15 protein-coding genes are annotated in these 18,666 nt (G+C 65.0%); 8 read left to right on the plus strand and 7 right to left on the minus strand.

The features are described 5' to 3' along the window. Positions 1–27 precede the first annotated feature (27 nt). Positions 28–678 carry a ceramidase domain-containing protein gene (locus KJP30_RS06550; protein ID WP_218448171.1) on the minus strand — a complete coding sequence of 217 codons (651 nt, stop codon included), beginning with the start codon at positions 676–678 and terminating at the stop codon, positions 28–30. 117 nt (positions 679–795) lie between these two features. Between KJP30_RS06550 and KJP30_RS06555 the strand changes: the two genes are divergently transcribed. After that, positions 796–1,488: a metal-dependent hydrolase gene (locus KJP30_RS06555; protein ID WP_218448172.1), complete on the plus strand. Its 693-nt coding sequence runs from the start codon at positions 796–798 to the stop codon at positions 1,486–1,488. On the opposite strand, the gene KJP30_RS06560 is transcribed toward KJP30_RS06555, so the two are convergent. Further along, the gene (locus tag KJP30_RS06560; RefSeq protein WP_218448173.1) at positions 1,478–2,383 is read right to left on the minus strand and encodes a LysR family transcriptional regulator; all 906 of its coding nucleotides are present in this window, start codon (positions 2,381–2,383) and stop codon (positions 1,478–1,480) included. The genes KJP30_RS06555 and KJP30_RS06560 overlap by 11 nt on opposite strands. 92 nt (positions 2,384–2,475) lie before the next feature. Here KJP30_RS06560 and KJP30_RS06565 point away from each other — a divergent pair, with 92 nt between their 5' ends. Further along, positions 2,476–3,336, plus strand: coding sequence for a nuclear transport factor 2 family protein (locus KJP30_RS06565; RefSeq protein WP_218448174.1), 861 nt, complete (start codon positions 2,476–2,478; stop codon positions 3,334–3,336). A 46-nt stretch (positions 3,337–3,382) separates the two neighbouring features. Here the strand turns inward: KJP30_RS06565 and KJP30_RS06570 are convergent, their stop codons facing one another. Beyond that, on the minus strand, positions 3,383–3,961 hold the full coding sequence (locus tag KJP30_RS06570) for a hypothetical protein (RefSeq protein ID WP_218448175.1): 579 nt from the start codon (positions 3,959–3,961) through the stop codon (positions 3,383–3,385). A gap of 98 nt (positions 3,962–4,059) precedes the next feature. Between KJP30_RS06570 and KJP30_RS06575 the strand changes: the two genes are divergently transcribed. Continuing rightward, on the plus strand, positions 4,060–5,061 hold the full coding sequence (locus tag KJP30_RS06575) for a GT-B fold glycosyltransferase domain-containing protein (protein WP_218448176.1): 1,002 nt from the start codon (positions 4,060–4,062) through the stop codon (positions 5,059–5,061). Between the two features lie 69 nt (positions 5,062–5,130). Then, complete coding sequence (locus KJP30_RS06580; protein WP_218448177.1) at positions 5,131–6,291, plus strand: beta propeller repeat protein; 1,161 nt, start codon at positions 5,131–5,133, stop codon at positions 6,289–6,291. Between the two features lie 6 nt (positions 6,292–6,297). Here KJP30_RS06580 and KJP30_RS06585 read toward each other — a convergent pair whose 3' ends face one another. Continuing rightward, on the minus strand, positions 6,298–7,920 hold the full coding sequence (locus tag KJP30_RS06585) for a thiamine pyrophosphate-binding protein (protein WP_218448178.1): 1,623 nt from the start codon (positions 7,918–7,920) through the stop codon (positions 6,298–6,300). 280 nt (positions 7,921–8,200) lie between these two features. On the opposite strand from KJP30_RS06585, the gene KJP30_RS06590 reads away from it, so the two are divergent. Continuing rightward, positions 8,201–9,496 carry an O-acetylhomoserine aminocarboxypropyltransferase/cysteine synthase family protein gene (locus tag KJP30_RS06590; RefSeq protein WP_218448179.1) on the plus strand — a complete coding sequence of 432 codons (1,296 nt, stop codon included), beginning with the start codon at positions 8,201–8,203 and terminating at the stop codon, positions 9,494–9,496. A gap of 96 nt (positions 9,497–9,592) precedes the next feature. On the opposite strand, the gene KJP30_RS06595 is transcribed toward KJP30_RS06590, so the two are convergent. Further along, entirely contained in the window at positions 9,593–10,270 is a 678-nt protein-coding gene (locus KJP30_RS06595) for an SIMPL domain-containing protein (RefSeq protein ID WP_246594367.1), read from the minus strand. Between the two features lie 185 nt (positions 10,271–10,455). On the opposite strand from KJP30_RS06595, the gene KJP30_RS06600 reads away from it, so the two are divergent. Together KJP30_RS06600 and KJP30_RS06605 are read left to right on the plus strand one after the other, a co-directional pair. Beyond that, entirely contained in the window at positions 10,456–13,635 is a 3,180-nt protein-coding gene (locus KJP30_RS06600; RefSeq protein ID WP_218448181.1) for a hypothetical protein, read from the plus strand. 102 nt (positions 13,636–13,737) lie between these two features. Further along, positions 13,738–14,214 (plus strand): Lrp/AsnC family transcriptional regulator, encoded by a 477-nt coding sequence (locus KJP30_RS06605; RefSeq protein WP_218448182.1) that lies wholly within the window; start codon positions 13,738–13,740, stop codon positions 14,212–14,214. 159 nt (positions 14,215–14,373) lie between these two features. Here KJP30_RS06605 and KJP30_RS06610 read toward each other — a convergent pair whose 3' ends face one another. Beyond that, the gene (locus tag KJP30_RS06610; RefSeq protein ID WP_218448183.1) at positions 14,374–16,773 is read right to left on the minus strand and encodes an ATP-dependent helicase; all 2,400 of its coding nucleotides are present in this window, start codon (positions 16,771–16,773) and stop codon (positions 14,374–14,376) included. 92 nt (positions 16,774–16,865) lie between these two features. Further along, positions 16,866–17,351, minus strand: a complete 486-nt coding sequence (locus KJP30_RS06615; protein ID WP_218448184.1) for a hypothetical protein — start codon at positions 17,349–17,351, stop codon at positions 16,866–16,868. 122 nt (positions 17,352–17,473) lie between these two features. On the opposite strand from KJP30_RS06615, the gene KJP30_RS06620 reads away from it, so the two are divergent. Then, positions 17,474–18,631 (plus strand): alpha-hydroxy acid oxidase, encoded by a 1,158-nt coding sequence (locus KJP30_RS06620; protein ID WP_218448452.1) that lies wholly within the window; start codon positions 17,474–17,476, stop codon positions 18,629–18,631. Positions 18,632–18,666: the final 35 nt, after the last annotated feature.

The raw sequence follows: 18,666 nt of genomic DNA on the forward strand, positions 1-18,666 counted from the left end.
TCTTAAACTGTGAATTCAGCGCAGGCTTTACCGCTCTGCCCCGCGCGCCGCAAGCACATGCCGCGTCCAGACATGGATCATCCAGCCCAACATCACCGCGTTCAGCAGGTGCCAAAGGAAATGCGTGCCCATCGGGAACAGGCTGCACAAAGGATCATCCATGGTCCGCGCGGCCATCGACAGCAGCAGGATCACCACCCCGATGGCCAATCCCCGCGCGGTCGCGGGCGCGCGGTGGCGCAACAGCACCGCATAGATCGCGATCAACAGGGGCACCGGCGCATAGCTCGCCGTCCCGCCCAAACCGGGGATCATCCCGAACAGGGGCACAGTCAAAGCCGCGAAGGGAAAGAACAACACGGTCCCCCCCAAAGACACCCAGCGCCCCATCCGCCAGAAATCCCGGTTGGCGGCATAGATATAGACCAGCACATAGACCAGGATCGGCAGCACATCGGCCACCCCGGCCCAGGGCTGCGCGAAGGTGTGAAACAGGAATGATCCGATCCCGATCACGCCCAGAATCGCGCATAGCACCCGGCCCAGCCCAAAGCTCCGCCGCCACATGAAAACCGCCGCAAGAACAAAGGCGGCATTGGTCACCGCGTTCACCGGCTCCGACCAGAATTCCGGCCCCAGCCTTTCGCAATACCCGTCGACGGCGCGCGTCCAGTCCATGTTTCTTCTTGGTCCAAGTACTCAAAAATCCGACACCGCCACCGGACGGCATGTCCTGCATCTAGCCTCGGAACAACATCATGCTAGGGTCGACCCGACCAAATCAGGGAGTTTCTCATGCAAATCATCTGGCTGGGCCACGGATCTTTCCGCATCGAGATCGGCGGCGAAGTGCTGTTGATCGACCCGTGGATCAACGGCAACCCCATGATGCAAGGTCACGACGCCGGGGCCGCCATCACGGGCGCAACGCAGATCCTCGTCACCCATGGCCATTTCGACCACACCAATGACATTGTCGAGGTCAGCCAGAAGACCGGCGCGCCGGTTTCGGGCATGTTTGAACTGGCAGCGGCGCTGATCGCACAGGGTGCCAAGGAAGGGCATAGTTTCAACAAGGGCGGAACGATCACCTTTGGCGAGGTTTCGGTGACCATGGTGCCCGCCTCGCACAGTTCCTCCATGTCGGTCGACGGCACCGCGCGCTACATGGGCATGGAAACCGGTTTCGTGATCCAGGGCGATGGCCACACGATCTATCATTCCGGCGACACCGGCATCATGGCGGACATGGCCTGGATCGGTGCCTATTTCAAACCCGACATCGGCATCCTTTCGGCCGGGGGCTATTACACGATGGACATGAAACAGGCAGGCTGGGCGGCCCGCGAATATTTCGATTTCAAAACAGTGATCCCCGGCCATTACCGCACCTTCCCGGCGCTGGAGCAATCGGCCGAGGCACTGGCCGAGGCGCTGCCCGGCGTCGATGTGATCGAACCGCAGGTCTTGCAGCCCATCACCCTGTAACGCCCCTGGGGCGGCGCGCGTCCAGATGCGCCGCCAGCCCTTCAAGAAAGCCGTTCGCGATGCTCAACTCGGCGTTGCGGGCGGCGAGGATGCCGAACAATCCGCGCTTGCCCGCGTGCCAGTCCGGCACAAGGTCGATCAACCGCCCCTCCGCCAGCGCCTCGCGCACGGCAAAGGCGGGATAGACGGCAAACCCCATGCCCTTGTCCACCAGCGCCCGCACCAGTTGGCCGCTGTTGACCGGCACCTGCTCGGTCGGTGCAAGGGTGACGCCATCTCCGCCGCCACGCGGCCAAAGCGTCAGCGGGCCCGACATGATCGGCGTGCGTATCCAGCACATCCCTTCCAGCGCGGCGGGGTCTTTCATCGGCGCAACCGACGGCGCGGCACAGACCACGCCCCGGGTTTCGAACAACAGCCGCGCGCCCTTGGCCGGCTCGTCCAGCCCCGAGATTCGCAAAACCAGATCATAGCGTTCGTCGATCAGGTCGCGGTGTTCATCCGTCAGGTCGATCTCCAGCGCGACCCCGGGAAAGGCGGCGCGATAGGCCTGCACGAAAGCGGCGAAGTGATGCGAGGCAAGCACCGTCGGCCCCGACAGGCGCAACCTGCCCCGCAGGTCCTTGCTGCGGGCTGAAACCTCGGCCACGGCGCTGTCGAACCCTTCAACCATACCGGCAATCTGGCGGAAATATCGCTGCCCGCTTTCGGTCAGAGCCAGCTTGCGCGTGGTCCGGTACAACAACTGCGCGCCAAGTTTCGCCTCCAGATCGCTTACTGACTGGCTGACCACCGGGGCCGAAATGCCCAGCGCCTTTGCGGCTGCATTGAAAGACCCTTCGCGCACCACCGCCACGAAGATCACCGAGGGCCGCAACAGGGCTAGATTACGCATGTTTTTCGAAGAGTATTTTTGGTCATACGCAGATTATAAACAATCAGCCGGCGGCGTACATCCGGGACATCGCATAGAAAAGGACCTGCGCCATGCTCAAACCTGCCCTGACCGCCCTGCCCCTGATCGCCGCCGCCTTGCCCGCAATGGCTCAGGACGCGCCCTATGACCGTCACTTTCTGACAGTCTCCGACGCCGAGCGCGCCTATACCGCCGAAAACGTGGAAACACTTGGCAAGATTTTTGACGAGGCCATCATGCCACGCGACTGGGATCGCCTGCGCGCGCTGTATTCCGACAACTACGTCCAGCATAACCCGGACATGCCCGACGGTAACGAAGGCGTAATCGCGCTGTTCGACCAGATCGACTATGCCCAGTTTCTTTACGAACGGGTGATGACAATTGCCGAAGGCCCCTATGTGATCGCCGTGTCCAAGCTGCGGTTCAATGCGCAGGCCCCCTTGATGTTCGTGGTCGACATCAACTTCATCACCGACGGCAAAAGCCGCGAGCATTGGGACATCCTGATGCCCGTGGAGGACGCCGAGAAAGCCTTTGCCATGGTTCACCCCGCCCGCGAGGAACCGCAGGAGGTGACCGAAGCCAACAAGGCCCGCGTGGCCGAGTTCATGAACGTGGTCTTCAACAAGGGTCAGGCCGACCGCGTGCCCGAATACGTCGCCGCGGATTACGTTCAGCACGGTGTCGGCAAAGACGGCCCCGCCGCGCTGATGGCCGACGTCAAGACGCGCTTTGCCGGGATCGAAGTCGACATAAAACGTATCGTCGCCCAAAACGACCTTGTGCTGGCCCATAGCCGCGTCTTTGTCGCGGGTCAGCAGATCGCCCGCACCGACATCTGGCGTCTGCGCGACGGCATGTTGATCGAACATTGGGCAGCACAACAGCCGGTCCCGGCAGAGATGGCCCATCGCAACGGCATGTTCTGACGCGCTACGGCCCCGCCTTCCGCAAGGGGCGGCGGGGCCGGCACGATCAGGGGATCAGCGCCCCCAGACGGTTAAAGGTGGAAATGTCGATTTCGAGGTCGTCATAGACGATTTCCACCGTCACGGTCTCGACCGAGCCCAGCGGGAAAGCCCGATAGGGCAATCCATCGTCGGGCAGCATGGCGTTGGGCGTCGGGCTGTCCTCGTGGCAGGCGGGCAGCGGCCAGGGTTCGACCTCTGCGCCATTGATGCCGATATGCAACCCCACCAGCCCGCAACGCCATGACCACAGATGCGTGACATAGACCAGATCCTGCCCGTTGAACTCGCGCACGGCGATCCAGTTGGACCGGGTGGCATTCAGGATCGGCTTGACCTCGACCGCAGTGGTGAACCGGCCCGAGGGCACCTGTTGTTCGGCGGTATAGGGCAGTACACGCTGGGGCGCGGGATCGGCCTCGGCACTGGGCGGCGGGGCCTCGGGTGTATAGGTCCGCGCCTCGGCGGTATCGGCCTCCGGCGCTTGGGTCGGGGCCGCGGCGGGGGCCTTGGCGGTCTCCAGCCGGGCCTCGCTGTCCGGCGCACCGGTGGCCATTGCAATGACGATCAGGATGAGATCGAGCATAAGATGCTCCCTTTGTGAAATTCCCCGGGATTGCGCGGCTTTCAGCGCCTTCCCTGCCCGCCTATAGTGCCTGCAAACAGGTCACGGGCAGGATCACCATGGCACGCGAGGGCAGCGCGGCTCAAACTGTAAATCTTCTCATCGTGGCGCAGGCGGGCCGCCTGTCATACGAGGCCGTGCTCTTTGCCGCCTCGCTGAAGGCGCAGGGCGGCGAAGGGCTGCGGCTGATCGTGGCGGAACCGGCCCCCGGCCCGCTCTGGCCCGAGGACCCAACCATCCACCAACCCGAGATCCGCGCCCTGCTGGCCGAGCTTGGGGCCGAGATCCGGCGGTTTGACAGCCGGCATTTTGGGGCCGCATATCCCTATGGCAACAAGATCGAGGCGCTGTCCGTCCTGCCCGAGGGGGAACCCTTTGTCTTTTTCGACACCGATACGCTGATCCTTGACCGGCTGGACCGGGTGCCCTTCGATTTCGACCGGCCCACCGCATCGCTGCGGCGCGAAGGCACATGGCCGCAGATCGAACTGTACGGCCCCGGCTACACCCGGACGTGGAAGGCGCTTTATGACCGTTTCGGCCTTGATTTCGGGTCCAGCCTGGACCCGCGCTGGCCCGAGGAATACTGGCAGCATTACCTCTATTTCAACGCCGGGTTCTTCTTTTACCGCTGCCCGCGCTTCTTTGGTCAGCGCTTTCTGGACTATGCGCTGTCGGTGCGGGACGACCCGCTGCCGGAACTGGTCTGTCAAAGCCTTGATCCATGGCTGGACCAAGTGGTTCTGCCGCTGGTGATCCACGGCTTGGGCGGCGGGCGCGACACGCTGCCCGAGGGGCTGCTGGACGGTCAGGTCTCTTGCCACTACCGGATGCTGCCGCTGCTTTATGCCCGGGAAAGCGACCGGGTGGTCGAGGTGCTGGAAGAGGTCGCCGCCCCGAATCGTATCAAGAAGGTGCTGAAAGGCCATGAGCCGTTCAAGCGCATGATCTATCAGGGCCGTGGCCAAAAGGTGCGCGCGCTGTTCGACCGCGAAAACCTGCCCCGCAAGGAACAGGCGATCCGCAACAAGATCAAGCGCAACGGTTTCTGGATGCGCTGAGCGGCGAATTCCCAACCAGTGACGCCTTTGCCATGCTATCCTGAACCGGCGTTCAGGATGAGGTATGCCATGTCTGGTGTCATTACGGTGCTCGTGGGCACCACCAAGGGATTGTTCCTGCTGCAATCTGATGCGGCGCGACAGGACTGGACCGTCAAGGGGCCGCTTTGCGACGGCTGGGGCATCAACCACGCGATCGGCGATCCCCGGACCGGCACGCTTTGGGCGGGCGGCGGCGGCGAATGGTCCGGCGCGGGTGTCTGGCGATCGACCGACGGCGGCGAGACATGGCAGTTGGCCAAGCTGGCTGATGGCACGGTTGACGAATGGATTCGCAACGACCCTGAAACAGCCGCTTTTTTCGGGTCGGAACCAAAGCCGCCAGCCGAGTTCACCGGCCGGGTCGAGGCGATCTGGTCGCTGGGACAGGTGGGCGGCAAGCTTTACGCCGGGGCCAAACCCGCGACGCTCTTTGTCAGCGAGGACGGCGGCGAAAGCTGGGGCGCGGTCGAAAGCCTGACCGATCACCCCTCGGCGGACAGTTGGCAACCGGGGGCGGCAGGGCTGACCCTGCACACCATCGTCGGAAGCCCCGGAGACGCGGACAAGATCTGGCTGGGCATTTCCGCCGCCGGGGTCTTTGCCAGCGAGGATGCTGGCGGCACATGGGAACGGCGCAACCGGCTGTCCAATGCCGAGGCCTGCGGCCATCACCACCACCCTGCCGCGCCCAAGGACGGCGAGACCGGGCATTGCGTTCACAACATGGTCCGCGCGGGCGGCGATGGCGACCTTCTGTACCAGCAGAACCACCACGGGGTCTGGCGGTCTTCGGACGGGGGCCGCAGCTGGGACGACATTACCGAGGGGCTGCCTTCGACCTTTGGCTTTCCCATCGCGGTGCACCCGGATCAGCCGCGCACGCTTTGGACGCTGCCGCTGAACGGGGACAGTGCCGGGCGTTATCCGCCCGAAGCCTCGGCGGCGGTCTGGCGGTCGCGGGACGGCGGCGACAACTGGGAAGCCTGCCGCGAAGGCCTGCCGCAACAGCACTGTTTCTTTACCGTGCTGCGGCAGGCGATGGCCACGGACCGGGCCAAGACGCCGGGGGTCTATTTCGGCACCAATTCGGGTTCTGTCTTTGCTTCGGTGGACGAAGGCGACAGCTGGCAGGAGATCGCCCGCCATCTGCCGACGGTGCTCTGCGTGGAAACCGTGATGACCGCCTGAGCGGGGTCAGATCCGCATACGCGGCACGTCGTTCGGATCAAGCCGCAAGTCGATCAGCACCGGCGTGGTCCGGTTGTCCAGCGCCGACAACGCCAGTTCCAGATCATCGGCCGAGCGCACCTCGATCCCCTGCCCGCCCAGGGCGGTGCCGACCTCGGCAAACGACGGCCAGTCAAACTCCGTCAGGCTGGGGTCCATCTGCCGGTCGAGGAACTGGATATGTTCCGCACCATAGGCCGAGTCATTGGCGACGATCACGATCAGGTCCAACCCCAGCCGCACGGCGGTGTTGAACTCGTTGATACCGCCCATCATGAAACCACCATCGCCGGTGAACATGACCACGGGCCGGTCGGGGGCGGCAAGGCCCGCGCCAATGGCCTCTTGCAGGCCCAGCCCGATAGAGCCGAAGTTGGCCGTGACAACAAAACTGCGCGGATCGGGGGCGGAAATCCGGCACCAGACCTCGGTCATGAACCGCCCGCCATCGGTGACCAGTACGCGATCCTTGGGCAGCGCCTCTTCCAGCCGGTCCAGCGCGTGAACGTAGTTCACACAGCCAGCGGCAGTCCGGTCCGACCCCAGCGGATGCGCGGTCAGGTCGACGCCGTCCAGTTCCTTGGTAAAGCCGCTGCCGGGAATTTCGGCCTCGTCCAGCCAGTAAAGGATGGTTTCAGCGGTCAGCCCTGCGTCAGCCACCAGCGCGGCATCGGGGTGGATGCTGCCACCGATGGCGGTGGCCTCGATGTCCACCTGCACGATGCGCTTGCCCTTCATCAGCTTGCCGCGATCCGAGGTGAAATCATGCAGGCCGGTGCCAAAGCAGACGATACAGTCCGACTGGGCGATCAGATCATAGGCCGCAGGCGTCGAGAGCGTGCCGAAAATGTCCATGTTATAAGGGTGGTCGTTAAACAGCCCCTTGGCCTTCAACGTTGTGGCCAGAGGGGCCTCCAGCCGGTCAGCCAGCCGGATCAGGGTGTCCCGCGCCGCCACGGCCCCGCCCCCGGCAAGGATGATCGGGCGGCGGGCCGAGGCAATCATGCCGATGGCCTGATCCAGCGTGTCGCCTTCGGCCACGCCGCCGGGTGTGGTAAAGACATCCAGCGGGCGGCAGTCATGTTCGACCTCCTGCCACATGAAGTCAGCGGGCATGTTCAACACGATGGGACGACGTTCGACCTGCGCCCGGTAAAAGGCGCGGGCCACGTCCGCCCCTGCGGTTTCGGGCGCGCGCAGCTGGACAAAACCGGCGCCGGTGGCCTTGACCAACTCGCGCTGATCTATGCCTTGCAGATGGCGAGGGTTGGCGACGGGTGTGTCGCCGGCCAGCAGGACCATGGGGATGTGGCCGCGCGCGCCTTCGGTCAGGGCCGTGGTGCAATTGGTCAGCGCCGGACCATGGGTGACGGTGGCCACGCCCACCTGACCGGAAACATGCGCATAGGCCAGCGCCATCAGGACCGAGCTGCCCTCATGCGCGGCAGGAACGAAACGCCCGCCACAGTCGCGGACGTAGCTGTCCACCATAAACAGGTTGGCATCGCCCATCAGACCGAACATCGTCTTGACGCCATGGTCACAGATGGCGCGGGCAATGGATCGAAAGACTTGGATCTGGTCGGGCATCGGGGACTCCTGTCGCGTGGTTGCGTCAGGAATAGCGCAAGCCCCATGCGTGTTTTGCGCAAAGTTAAGTGAACCGCCCCAGTTCGCGCGCAAAATTCGCACATCTTCACCGTGCCGCGCGGAATCTTGACAACCAATCGCAACCGGACGGCCATCCCCCGCATGGCAACACCCGACACCTGCCAGAATCTGAATGTTGCCACTGGCCGTTCGCCCGCACTGGCCCCTCTTGCGGCAATCGCCTACTCCTATGGCCGAGTTACGCAGAGGAGACCCGAGAATGACCCAGGAAGAGCCCAGCTACGGCTTTGATACCCTCCAGATCCACGCAGGCGCGCGGCCCGATCCGGCCACCGGCGCGCGGCAGGTGCCGATCTACCAGACCACGGCCTATGTGTTCCGCGACGCCGAACACGCCGCCGCTTTGTTCAACCTGCAAGAGGTCGGCTATATCTACTCGCGCCTGACCAACCCGACCGTGGCCGCCCTGCAAGAGCGTGTCGCGGTACTGGAAGGCGGCGTTGGCGCGGTCTGCTGTTCCTCGGGCCACGCGGCGCAGATCATGGCGCTGTTCCCGCTGATGGCGCCGGGGCGCAACATCGTTGTGTCCACCCGGCTGTACGGCGGGTCGATCACCCAGTTCAGCCAGACGATCAAGCGCTTTGGCTGGTCGGCAAAATTCGTCGACACCGACGATCTGGCCGCGGTCGCGGCGGCGATTGACGAGGACACGCGCGCGGTCTTTTGCGAAAGCGTCGCCAACCCCGGCGGCTATGTCAGCGACATTCAGGCATTGGCCGCGATTGCGGACAAGGCAGGCCTGCCGCTGATCGTCGACAACACCTCGGCCACGCCCTACCTCTGCCGCCCGATCGAACATGGCGCGACGCTGGTGGTGCATTCGATGACCAAGTACCTGACCGGCAACGGCACCGTGACCGGCGGCGTGGTGGTGGATTCGGGCAAGTTCGACTGGTCCGCCAGCGACAAGTTCCCCTCGCTGTCCGAACCGGAATCGGCCTACCACGGCTTGAAGTTCCACGAGACCTTTGGCCCGCTGGCCTTTACCTTCCACGGGATTGCCATCGGTCTGCGCGACCTTGGCATGACGCTGAACCCGCAGGCGGCGCATTACACGCTGATGGGCATCGAGACGCTGAGCCTGCGGATGCAGCGCCATGTGGAGAACGCCCAGAAGGTCGCGGAATGGCTGGAAACTCACGACGCGGTCGAGGCCGTGACCTATGCCGGTCTGAAATCCTCGCCCTACCGCGAGCGGGCCGAGCGCATCTGCCCCAAGGGCACCGGCGGTCTGTTCACCGTGGCGCTGAAGGGCGGCTATGACGCCTGCGTGCGTTTCGTGGACTCGCTGGAGATCTTCAGCCATGTGGCCAACCTTGGCGACACGCGCAGCCTTGTGATCCACTCGGCCTCGACCACGCACCGCCAGTTGACCGAGGAACAGCAGGTGGCGGCGGGTGCCGCGCCGAACGTGGTACGGATTTCCATCGGCATCGAAGATGCGGATGACCTGATCGCGGACCTGAATCAGGCGCTGAACAAGGCCGGTTCTTAAACTTCCCGGTCCGGGAAATGGAACGGCGCGGCGAGAAATCGCCGCGCCGTTCTGTTTTGATACGCGACGGTGCGCGGGGACCGCGCACCCTACGCCTCATTCACCGATGGAAAAGACCATGGTGACCTCGGCGCGCACCTCGATCTCGCCCGCGGCCACCGGCACGTCGCGGGCCGCCGGGGCCTCTTCGAGCATCATCGGTTCCGGTTGCACGATAGAGGAGACCAGCGGCTCGGCCGTATCGCGCAGTTCCTGAAGCGGGCCAAGCGCCACGCCGGCGGCCTCGGCATAGAGTTTCGCCTTGGCCATGGCATCGGCCACCGCACGGCGGCGGGCCTCATCCTCGACCGCGCGCGGATCCTGCACGCCAAAGCTCAGGCTCTGAAGCTGGTTCGCGCCATCGTCCAGCACGCCCGAAAGCAACGCGCCGATGCCGTCCAGATCGCGCACCCGCACGCGCACGGTGTTCGAGGCGGCGTAGCCGATAAAGATATCCTCGTTCCGCTCGCGGTCCCACCGGGTCTGTTCGCCCACCCGCAACTGGGTGGTCTGGATATCGCGCGCCTCGATCCCGAGATCGCGCAATGTGGTGAGAATCGCGTCCACCGCGCCCGAGGTCGCGTTCATTGCCTCGACCGCCGTCTTGCCCCGCCCGGTAGCCCCAAGCGAGATCGTCGCCATGTCGGGAACCGCCGCCACGCGTGCCTCGCCAGAGACGGTCAGACGGCCCTCTGCCAGCGCGCCCAGCGGCGCGGCCAGCATCAGGGCGGTCATGAATGCCAAAATTCGCATAAATTGCCTCACAATCCGTTGGAATCTGAATGGACTGTCTCGTGACGCGCGCCAATCGGCAAGGGTGCAACAGCCGCTTTCTTTTCTTCGGCAAAGAGTTGCCTTATATAATTAGGGCACTGCGTTAGGACTCCCGCAGTGACGGATGGGCTGATAAGAACCGCTGCATGATACCCAGTTTCGCGCTCTCGCTCTCTTTTGAAGGCATTTCCCTGCTGCGGCGGATGGGTCCGCGCTGGGCCCGGATCGACGATGTTTCGCTGGATGACCCGGATTTCGACGCGCAGGTGATTGCGCTGCGCGACCGGGCAGAAAGCCTTGATCCAAACGGCGCGCAGGTGGCGTTGATCATCCCCAACGAACAGATCCGCTATATCGACCAGCCGGATCTTGGCGGGGATGAAACCGCCCGCGACGTGGCCATCCGGGCCTCGCTGGACGGGGCCACCCCCTATGCCGTGGACGAACTGCGCTATGACCACAAGGTCAGCGATGGCCGCCTTCAGATCGCCGCCGTCGCCAAAGAGACCCTGGACGAAGCGCATGGTTTTGCCGTGGAGCACGGGTTTGTTCCGGTGTGCTTTCTGGCCAAGGCACCGGAAGGCAGTTTTGACGCCGCCGTGTTTCTGGGCAAGGCCAAAGGGTGGACCCGCGCGGTGTCGCGCCCCGGCCGCCCCATTGAAATCGTCGCCGCGGATGCAGCGGCCCTGCGCCCGCTGCCAGAGCCTGCGCCAGAACCAAAGGCTGCGCCCGCCGACGCCCCCGCAAAAGACAAGGCCACCGAGGCAAAGCCAACCCCTGCGGCAGAGCCGGTTGCCGAAGCCACTCTGAACCCAGCGCCAAAGCCCAAGCCGACCCCCAAGGCCGAACCACAGCCCGCACCTGCCGTTCAGGCGGCGAAAGATGCAGAGCCTCCCAAAGCTCAGCCAACGCCGACACATGCCCGCAAACATGCCGCACCGGGCCCGCAGCGGCCCGCCGACACGCCGAGGCCTGCGGCAATGCCGCCCAAGGCACCTGCCGCATCGCGTGAGACGCCACCCGCCCCCGCAAAGGCTCCGCCCGTCAAGGCCCCGCCCCCGGACAGCGCGCCTGTGGCCAAGGCCGCATCACCCGAACCGCCGGTCAAGGCTCCCAAGCCGCCCGTGCCCGATGCCGGGCCCGTACCACTCACGGCTACCGAACCGGACGAGACGCCCGAACGGCCCTTTACTTTCTCAACCCGGCGGCCCAGCCGAGACCTGTCGGGTGACGGCGCGCCGCCTTTGGGGCCCGCGGTTTCCGACGGATTCAAGCCACGTTTCACGCCCGTAGCCACCGACCCAGAACCTGTGGTCGAACCAGCCAAACCCGCGCGGACGGGCTTTTTTGCCACGCCGTCGGCCTCGGCGCTGCTGGCACAGGCTTCGGCTGCGGCGGATGAGGCCGAAGCCGCCCAATCCGGGCGTCCGGCCACAGCCAAAGCGCCTGCCGCCAAACCCGGACCATCGGCCCCGAAGCCCGACGCCACGGCGGTGCGCAAACCCGCCCCGGCCGCGCCACAGCCGGTGGGCCGTCCCCCGGCTGCCGAACCCTTGGCGGCAGAGCCGAAACCTCAGAAGCGTGGCGTGCTGCCGGGACGGTTGAAACCCAAGGGCAAGGCCAAACCTCCTGCCAAACCCGCGGTGAAGCCGATCCCGAAACAGGCCGCAGCGCGCGCCGCGGCCTTGGCGGCCACGCCTGTGCGTGGGGCAAAAGAGGACGAATATCTTGCTGCGCCCTCTGCGGCACGCGTGACCGCCCCCGCGGCGCCTGCAAAGAAACCCGCCTCGCGTCCCAATCCGCTGGCGAAACTTGCCGCGCTGCGCGGACCGCAAGGCAATGCCGGTATGGGCGGCCCCGCCCTTGCCGGGGCCAGTGCAACCGCCGCCGCCACCGCCGCGCCTGCGGGCAAAGCCTATGGCCAAACGCCCGAGGAAAAAGACCGCCTGACCGTTTTCGGCGCGCGTGACCGGGACGACACCGGTGGCAAGCCCAGACATCTTGGACTGATGCTGACCGCGCTGCTGTTGCTGTTCCTTGCCGGAGTGGCCGCGTGGTCGACTGTCTTTCTGGACAATGGTCTGGCGCAACTGTTCCGCTCTGGCGGCGACGAACCGGCCTCCGCCGTGGCCGCCCTGCCCGAAAGCGCCGATCTGCCTGCCCCCGCGACCGAACCTGTCCCCGGCGACGACGGGCTGATCCTCGAAAGCGCGGCCCCGGCGGCAGGCAGCGCCGCGCCGGGGATTTCTGCCCGCCCCGTGGCGCGGCCCGAAGGCGAAGACATCGCGCTGGCCGCTTTTGATACGCCCGAGGTCGACCCCGGCAGTCTGGTTGCGCCTTTGGCGGTGCCCACCGATCCCCGCCAGTTGACGCCGGAAGAAGCCGCGGCAACCTATGCCGCCACCGGGATCTGGCAACGGTCCCCCACCAAGCCGCATCAACCGCCCGCTGACGGTGTGGATGATGTCTATGCCGCCTCGATCGACCCGAACATCCGCATCTACGATGCCGTTGCGCTGCCCAACGCCAAGGATCTGGCGCGCGAGCCCGGGATGCAGGACCCTGGCCTGCCGCCGCCTGCCGGCCTGACCTTTGATTTTGACGCGCGCGACCTGATCCGCGCCACGCCCGAGGGCGCGCTGTCGCCCGACGGGCTGCGTATCTTCACCGGCCGCCCCCCGGTCATTCCGCCGCTGCGCGGGGAAACCGGTACTGGTGCCGCGCCCGCCCCGTCGGACCCGGATTCGGTCACCGACCGGATCGACAGCGCGCCTCGGGTTCGCCCGCGCCTGCGCCCCGACGACCTTGTGGAACAGCGTGAGCGGACGCAGTTGCGCGGTGTCACCCGCTCGGAACTGGCGGCATTCCGACCGGTTGCCCGCCCGCAAACGGTGCAGGAACTGGCCGAGGTCGACGCGCCGGAAGCCACCGATCAGGCCGTACGCAGTTCGCTTGTGCCGGTTGGCCGCCCACGCAACATGGCAGCCCTTGTGGACAATGCCGACCGTAGCCTTGCCCCCGCGGAACCGGTTCAGACCGCCGCCGCCGTGGCCCCCCGGACCATCGCGCCGCAGGTGCCGTCCAGCGCCAGTGTCGCCCGCGCCGCCACCACCGACAATGCGATCAATCTGAAGGCCATCAACCTGATTGGCGTCTATGGCACCTCTGACAATCGCCGGGCTCTGGTCCGCCTTGCCAATGGCAAATACCAGAAAGTTAAAGTCGGCGACCGGCTGGATGGTGGCCGGGTTACCGCCATCGGCGAAGAAGAACTGCGTTACTCCAAGGGAAGCCGCAACCTGACGCTGAAGATGCCGCGCACCTGACGCAGGCGGCGCGGCATTCACTCTTTACCCCAGCGGCACGATGCGCATACCCTGCGCAGAACGTCCGCCACGCGCGGCATCCCCGCAGCGAGTCCCGCAATCATGCCTGATCAGCGCGCCGATCTTGACCAGAATGACATCGCTCTGCTGGACGCGGTCCAACGCGACGGCCAGGCCACCGCGCAACAGTTGGGGGACCGCCTGAACCTGTCGCCCAGCCAAGCCGGACGCCGCCGCCAGCGGCTGGAAGAGACCGGAGTGATCTGCGGCTATCGCGCCCGGCTGGATCCCGTCAAACTGGGGCTGGATGTACAGGCCTTTGTTCAGGTGCAACTGGCCCGCCATGGCGCGGAAGAAGGCGCAGCCTTTAGCCGCCTGCTGCGCACCCGGCCCGAAATTGTTTCGGCCTGGACCATGACCGGAGAGGCGGATTACCTGTTGCGGATCTATTGCTCCGACCTGCCCGCGTTGAACCGGCTGATCCACGAGGTCCTGCTGGCGCATCCAGTGGTGGCACGGGTGCACAGCCAGATCGTCATGGATCAGCCCAAGGCCGACGCCCCTTTGCCGATCGGCTGAGGCAGGGATTGCGCAGGTCCCTGTTCCGTGGAACGAGGCGCCGAGCAGAAAACACAGGGTTCCCAATGAGGCCCATGGCGTTGCCCCGCGTCACGTTCGCGGCAATGGCGGCCCTGCCTCGGACCGCAAGAAACCGGAGCAGACCGGTAAGACGTGCCTTCAGAAAGGCACGTCGTCCGAGGCATGGATAAAGCGGGCAACCACCTTTTTCGTGCCCGCCTTTTCGAAATCGATTTCCAGCTTGTCACCTTCGATCCCCAGAACCTTGCCGTAGCCGAATTTCTGGTGGAACACGCGGTCGCCGATGGTGTGGGCCGACACGGCCTCGAGGTCGATGACCTGCGACCGGCTTTCGCGCGGCTGGCTGACCGGGCGATGGCCCTGCCGCTCTTGCAGGCGTTTCCAGCCCGGCGAGTTATAGACATTGGCTTCGGAGGCGCGGGTTTCCAGCGTGGAATTCAGCCCGCCCATGCCCGCCGCCTGCCCACCACCGTAGAGCCCCGGCGGGGTCAGCACCTCGACATGCTCTTCGGGCAGTTCGTCGACAAAACGCGAGGGCATCTGCGATTGCCACTGGCCAAAGACACGGCGGTTGCCCGCGAAGGAAATGGTACAGACCTCCTCGGCGCGGGTGATGCCCACATAGGCCAGGCGGCGCTCTTCCTCCAAACCCTTGACGCCGCTTTCATCCATGCTGCGCTGCGAAGGGAACAGTCCGTCTTCCCAGCCCGGCAGGAAAACGGCGGGAAATTCCAGCCCCTTGGCCGCGTGCAGCGTCATGATCGAAACCTTGGCCCCCTCGGCGTCGGATTCATTGTCCATGACCAGGCTGACGTGTTCCAGGAAACCTTGCAGGTTCTCAAAGCTTTCCAGCGCCTTGACCAGTTCCTTGAGGTTCTCCAAGCGGCCCGGCGCCTCAGGCGTCTTGTCGTTCTGCCACATCGTGGTGTAGCCGGACTCATCCAGGATGATCTCGGCCAGTTCCATGTGGCTGACATCCTTGTCCCCGGTCATGCGGCCCCAGCGGGCGAAATTGGCGACCAGTTCGCCCAACACCTTCGCTGCTTTGCCAGTAATCGCACCCTGTTTGATTGCCAAAGCCGCACCGTCCAAAAGACTGACATTGTTGTCACGGGCAAACCGTTGGATTGTTTGGTGTTTCTGGTCGCCCAGACCGCGCTTCGGAGTATTGAAGATGCGTTCAAAGGCGAGGTCATCGCTGGGCGAAACCACCAGCCGGAAATAGGCCATGGCATCGCGGATCTCCATCCGCTCGTAAAAGCGGGGGCCGCCGATGACACGGTAGGGCAGACCGATGGTCAGGAAGCGATCCTCGAAAGCGCGCATCTGGTGCGAGGCGCGCACGAGGATGGCCATTTCGTCCAGACCGTAGGGCCGCATCCCACGTGTGCCGCCCTGCATCGATTCGATTTCCTCACCGATCCATCGGGCCTCTTCCTCGCCGTCCCAATGGCCGATCAGGCGGATTTTTTCGCCCTCCTGCGACTCGGTCCACAGTTCCTTGCCAAGGCGGCCCCGGTTGCCGCGGATTACACCGGACGCTCCGGCCAGGATATGCGGGGTCGAGCGATAGTTCTGTTCCAGACGTACCACATGCGCGCCGGGGAAATCCTTTTCGAACCGCAGGATGTTGCCCACCTCTGCGCCGCGCCAGCCATAGATCGACTGGTCATCGTCGCCCACGCAGCAGATATTCTTGTGTCCCGAGGCCAGCAAGCGCAGCCAGAGGTACTGCGCCACGTTGGTATCCTGGTATTCGTCCACAAGGATGTAGCGGAACCAGCGTTGATACTGGGCCAGGATGTCCGGGTGGGACTGAAAGATGGTGACCATGTGCAAAAGCAGATCGCCGAAATCCACCGCGTTCAGTTCCAGAAGGCGGCGCTGGTAGGCGGCGTATAGCTCGGGTCCGCGATGGTTATAGGCACCGCCATCGGCGGCGGGGATCTTGTCCGGGGTCAGCGCGCGGTTCTTCCAGTCGTCGATGATATTGGCCAGCTGACGCACCGGCCACCGCTTGTCGTCAATGTCTGCGGCCTGCACCAGTTGCTTGAGCAGGCGCAACTGATCGTCGGTGTCGAGAATGGTGAAGTTCGATTTCAGGTGTGGCCCGCGCGGTGCCCCCGCCCCTTCAACGACCGAATCATCCTCGACGCTGATGAGTTCCGCATGGCGGCGCAGCAGTTTCACGCAGATCGAATGGAAGGTGCCCAGCCACGGCATGCCCTCGACCGTCTGGCCCAGCATTTTCGAGATGCGCGACTTCATCTCGCGCGCGGCCTTGTTGGTGAAGGTCACCGCAAGGATTTCATTCGGTCGGGCGCGGCCGGTGTTCATCAGGTGGACGACGCGGGCGGTCAGCGCCTTGGTCTTGCCCGTGCCGGCCCCGGCCAGCATCAGGACCGGCCCGTCAAGGGTTTCCACCGCCTCACGCTGGGCCGGGTTCAGGTCATCCAGATAGGGCGCGGGGCGCGCGGCCATGGCGCGCGCCGACAGCGAGGACGCCTCAAACGCGTCGAATTCATCGAAACTGCTCATGGCGCCAATCTAGCGCCTTTGGATCAGCAGGGAAAGCCGTGTTCGCCTTGTGTTCCACCGCCCGAAGGCGATTTTGCCGAAGGCCTGCCGGGTCAGGCGGGGACGGCAAGGTCGGCGGGCATCACCGGCTTGCGGCGCGTGGTCGAAAACACCGGCAGCGGTGCCGCCGGGGCCGAGGGCGTGCTGTCGGACCGGGTGGGCGCGATCTTGCACGCTGCCCGACCTGCCAGAGAGGCCTGCGCCATGCGTGCGACCATGCGGGGCGCCACGCGCCCGTCCAGCACACAATGCAACGAGGTCACGGCGTCGGAATAGAGATCGGTCGCCTCTGCCACGTCATGGGCCAGCATCAGCGTCACAAGCCGCGGGTTGCGCCGCTGTGCCAGCGACGTCAGCGCCACGATCTGTTCCGGGCCGCAATCCGCATCCAGAACCAGCACGTCGATCATCGCGCGTTTCAGGCAGGTTTCAGCCACGGCGTGACTGCCCGAGCCTGTCACGTGAATGCCCGCCTCCAGAAAGGCGATCTGGCTGCGTTCAAGGCGGGTGGCATCGTGGTCGACGATCATCGCGTGCATGGGCTGTCCTTTCGTGTCGATGGCGACAGACTCTGTGAAGGCGCTTAAAATATGCTGAAGATTTGAGGCGAATGCGGCTCAGCCCGCTTGCAGCCGGGCACGATCCGGCGCCAGATGCGCCCATGGACCTGCACAGCCAATACCTGACCGTTGCCGATCTGCGCCGCGCCGCGCGCGCCCGGGTGCCGGGATTCGCCTGGGCCTATCTGGACACGGCCACCGGGACAGAGGCCACCGCGCGCCGCAATCGAACCGCGTTGGATTCGGTGTTGTTTACACCCTCGATCCTCGACGGTGAGGTCGCGCCGGACTTCTCGACCGCCCTGTTGGGAGAAAAATATGCCCTGCCCTTTGGCGTTGCACCGGTGGGGCAATCGGGCCTGTTGTGGCCGGGGGCCGAGCGTTTGCTGGCGCGCGAGGCGACCCGCGCGAGCCTGCCCTATGCGCTGTCCACCGTTGCAAACGCCACGCCCGAAGAGGTCGGCCCCGAGACCGGCGGCAAGGGCTGGTTCCAGCTGTATCCCCCGCGCGACCCCGAGATGAGGCGCGACATGTTGGCGCGCGCCAAGGCCAGCGGCTTTCGCGTGCTGGTGTTGACGGTGGATGTGCCGGTTGCCTCGCGGCGGGAAAAACAGGTGCGCGGCGGGTTGGTACAGCCGCCCCGGATCACGCCGCGAATCGCCCTGCAATGTGCCCTGCGCCCGGCATGGACGCTGGCCCGCTTGCGCGCCGGGATGCCCCGCATGAAGACGCTGGACAAATATTCGCAGGACATGGAGGCGCGCGATCCGACCGCCCATATCGGCTATCTGCTGCGCACCGCGCCCGACTGGGACTACCTGCGCTGGATCCGCGAGGAATGGGACGGGCCACTGGTGGTCAAAGGTGTCCTGCGCCCCGAAGATGCCCAACGGTTGGAGGCAGAAGGTGTAGACGCGATATGGGTTTCCAACCACGGCGGGCGCCAGTTCGATGGCACACACGGCGCGGTGGAGTTCCTGCCAAGTGTCCGCGCCGCCACGCACCTGCCGGTGATTTTCGACAGCGGGATCGAGGGCGGACTGGATATTCTGCGAGCCATCGCGCTGGGGGCGGACTTTGTCATGATGGGCCGCGCCTGGCACTACGCGGTTTGTGCCCTGGGCTCCCAAGGCCCCGCCCATCTGATCGAGATGCTGCGCCGCGACATGGTCGCCAACATCGGCCAACTGGGCCTGTCGCGCCCTGTCGACCTGCGCGGTTCCGCCACGTTTGCAAACGCGACCGTCGCGCAAGAATAGTTTGCAAACCCCTCTTGCGCTGCGTCGCGGCACAG

The organism is Antarctobacter sediminis (assembly GCF_019218285.1).
Classification (GTDB): Bacteria; Pseudomonadota; Alphaproteobacteria; order Rhodobacterales; family Rhodobacteraceae; genus Antarctobacter; species Antarctobacter sediminis.

Excerpts from the sequence above, each read along its gene's own strand:
- KJP30_RS06575 (WP_218448176.1), top strand. The coding sequence starts at position 4,060 with ATGGCACGCGAGGGCAGCGCGGCTCAAACTGTAAATCTTCTCATCGTG.
- KJP30_RS06560 (WP_218448173.1), bottom strand. The coding sequence starts at position 2,383 with ATGCGTAATCTAGCCCTGTTGCGGCCCTCGGTGATCTTCGTGGCGGTG.
- KJP30_RS06595 (WP_246594367.1), bottom strand. The coding sequence starts at position 10,270 with ATGACCGCCCTGATGCTGGCCGCGCCGCTGGGCGCGCTGGCAGAGGGC.
- KJP30_RS06550 (WP_218448171.1), bottom strand. The coding sequence starts at position 678 with ATGGACTGGACGCGCGCCGTCGACGGGTATTGCGAAAGGCTGGGGCCG.
- KJP30_RS06570 (WP_218448175.1), bottom strand. The coding sequence starts at position 3,961 with ATGCTCGATCTCATCCTGATCGTCATTGCAATGGCCACCGGTGCGCCG.
- KJP30_RS06555 (WP_218448172.1), top strand. The coding sequence starts at position 796 with ATGCAAATCATCTGGCTGGGCCACGGATCTTTCCGCATCGAGATCGGC.
- KJP30_RS06590 (WP_218448179.1), top strand. The coding sequence starts at position 8,201 with ATGACCCAGGAAGAGCCCAGCTACGGCTTTGATACCCTCCAGATCCAC.
- KJP30_RS06600 (WP_218448181.1), top strand. The coding sequence starts at position 10,456 with ATGATACCCAGTTTCGCGCTCTCGCTCTCTTTTGAAGGCATTTCCCTG.
- KJP30_RS06585 (WP_218448178.1), bottom strand. The coding sequence starts at position 7,920 with ATGCCCGACCAGATCCAAGTCTTTCGATCCATTGCCCGCGCCATCTGT.
- KJP30_RS06615 (WP_218448184.1), bottom strand. The coding sequence starts at position 17,351 with ATGCACGCGATGATCGTCGACCACGATGCCACCCGCCTTGAACGCAGC.
- KJP30_RS06610 (WP_218448183.1), bottom strand. The coding sequence starts at position 16,773 with ATGAGCAGTTTCGATGAATTCGACGCGTTTGAGGCGTCCTCGCTGTCG.
- KJP30_RS06620 (WP_218448452.1), top strand. The coding sequence starts at position 17,474 with ATGGACCTGCACAGCCAATACCTGACCGTTGCCGATCTGCGCCGCGCC.
- KJP30_RS06580 (WP_218448177.1), top strand. The coding sequence starts at position 5,131 with ATGTCTGGTGTCATTACGGTGCTCGTGGGCACCACCAAGGGATTGTTC.
- KJP30_RS06605 (WP_218448182.1), top strand. The coding sequence starts at position 13,738 with ATGCCTGATCAGCGCGCCGATCTTGACCAGAATGACATCGCTCTGCTG.
- KJP30_RS06565 (WP_218448174.1), top strand. The coding sequence starts at position 2,476 with ATGCTCAAACCTGCCCTGACCGCCCTGCCCCTGATCGCCGCCGCCTTG.